General features: G+C 70.6%; 1 protein-coding gene and 3 pseudogenes. 3 read left to right on the top strand and 1 reads right to left on the bottom strand.

Going from position 1 to position 939, the window contains the following annotated elements; genetic code table 11:
• Both A5714_RS26215 and A5714_RS18140 read left to right on the top strand, forming a co-directional pair.
• Positions 1-77, top strand: a pseudogene (locus tag A5714_RS26215) (serine O-acetyltransferase); the annotation flags it as partial.
• Positions 43-570 (top strand): annotated as a pseudogene (locus A5714_RS18140) (DNA primase); the annotation flags it as partial. The pseudogenes A5714_RS26215 and A5714_RS18140, both read left to right, overlap by 35 nt.
• On the opposite strand, the gene A5714_RS18135 reads toward A5714_RS18140, so the two are convergent.
• The gene (locus A5714_RS18135) at positions 545-823 is read right to left on the bottom strand and encodes a hypothetical protein (protein WP_068284337.1); all 279 of its coding nucleotides are present in this window, start codon (positions 821-823) and stop codon (positions 545-547) included. The pseudogene A5714_RS18140 and the gene A5714_RS18135 overlap by 26 nt on opposite strands.
• 20 nt (positions 824-843) lie before the next feature.
• On the opposite strand from A5714_RS18135, the pseudogene A5714_RS27225 reads away from it, so the two are divergent.
• Positions 844-939: pseudogene (locus A5714_RS27225) on the top strand (hypothetical protein); the annotation flags it as partial.

Below are 939 nucleotides of genomic sequence, written 5' to 3'. Positions count from 1 at the left end.
AGGTCGGCGAGGACGTCACGATCTACCACGGCGTGACGCTCGGCGGCAGCGGCAAGGAGACCGGCAAGCGCCACCCGCCCGGACCCCCGCGACCCCACTCTGTGGCCGCAGCGTGAGGCGCTCAAGTCGGCGCTGCAGTACCCGGCGCTGGCGGGCCCAGTGTTCGACACGCTGACCGTCGAGAGCTTCACGCACCCCGGCTACGCCGCCGTCCGCGCGGCCATCGAGGCCGCGGGCGGCACCTCCAGCGGCATCACCGGGGGGCAGTGGATCGAGGCGGTGCGCGAGGGGGCGGCGGCGGAGCTCACCGCGGGCCTGATCAGCGAGCTCGGCGTCGAGACGATCGCCGTCGACGAGGAAAAGCTCCCGCGCTACATCGGCGGGGTGCTGGCCCGGCTGCAAGAGGTGTGGATGGGCCGGCAGATCGCCGAGGTGAAATCGAAGCTGCAGCGCATGTCGCCCATCGAGCAGGGCGACGAGTATCACGCGCTGTTCGGCGACCTGGTGGCGATGGAGGCCTACCGCCGCAGCCTGCTGGAGCAGGCTAGCGGCGGCGATGTGACGGTGTGAGCGCCTCGTCACCTGCCCGCTCGGGGTCCCGCTCCATGATCGCGGTCTGGTCGTCGATCTCGGTCAGGGTGACGAAGCCGGCGTCCGGGGAGATCCGGTTGGCGATCTTGCGGCGCCCGCCCTCGATCATCGACTTGGCGACCGGGCTGCTGGTCAGGGCGCGATAGGTCCCGGCGAGCTGCTCGTACCGGCGCCGCCCGGCCTTCGAACCAAGCACGTAACCCAACCCCAGCACCACGGCATACCGGATCAAAGCGTTCCTCCCGACGATCGTTGGTTCCATCCTGCCTCACCGGGCGGCGCCGGTACGAGCAGCTCGCCGGGACCTATCGCGCCCTGACCAGCAGCCCGGTCGCCAAGTCGATGATC

This window comes from Mycobacterium sp. E2462 (genome assembly GCF_001672685.1).
GTDB lineage: Bacteria > Actinomycetota > Actinomycetes > Mycobacteriales > Mycobacteriaceae > Mycobacterium.
Note: the sequence above shows the minus strand (reverse complement) of the source record. Positions and strands in the feature narration are given on the sequence as shown.